Raw genomic sequence first — 739 nt, forward strand, 5'->3', positions numbered from 1 at the left:
GCCGGGCACCCGCCGCCCATCCTGGTCCACGCGGACGGCACCACCCAGATGCTCGACGACGGTCACACGATCGCGTTGGGAGTGCGGCCCAACTGGTCCCGCCCCGAGGCCCGGGTGACCGTGCCGGCGCGTGCCACCCTGCTGCTCTATACCGACGGCTTGGTCGAACGTCGCCGTACGGCGTTGGGGCAGGGCATCTCCCGGGCGGCCGAGTTCGTGCAGGACGGCCGCGGGTCGACGCTCGACGAATTGGCGAACCACATCATGTCCGGTCTGGCCCCCGGCGGCGGCTATCAGGACGACGTAGTCGTTCTGCTTTATCGTCATCCCGCTCCGCTGGAGCTGACGTTCCCGGCTGACGTCAGTCACTTGGCGCCCGCACGAACCGCGTTGCGCACCTGGCTGACCCGCACCCGACTGGACCCGGAACAGGCGATGAACGTGCTGGTCGCCGCCGGGGAGGCCGTCGCCAACGCCATCGAGCACGGTCACCGGGACCAGCCGGAAGGCACCATCAGCCTGGGCGCGACCGCACTGGTCGACCGGGTGCAGTTGACCATCACCGACACCGGCTCGTGGAAACCGCCGCAACCGGCTAGTTATCCCCACCGGGGACGGGGTATTGCCCTCATGCGGGGGCTCATGAATGACGTCACCATCAATCCTGATGCCGCCGGAACCACGGTTCACCTATCCGCGAGGATCACATGATGCCCACGTCGCTCTCCCTCGACACCGC

The 739-nt window shown here is 68.2% G+C and carries 1 protein-coding gene; it reads left to right on the forward strand.

Annotation, left to right across the window (positions count from 1 at the left end; translation table 11 throughout):
• The coding region (locus A5704_RS25870; protein ID WP_156669977.1) for an ATP-binding protein at positions 1–711 on the forward strand (711 nt) is incomplete at its 5' end.
• Positions 712–739: the final 28 nt, after the last annotated feature.

Origin of the sequence: Mycobacterium sp. E735 (assembly GCF_001666955.1) — a bacterium.
In the GTDB taxonomy this organism is placed as follows: domain Bacteria; phylum Actinomycetota; class Actinomycetes; order Mycobacteriales; family Mycobacteriaceae; genus Mycobacterium.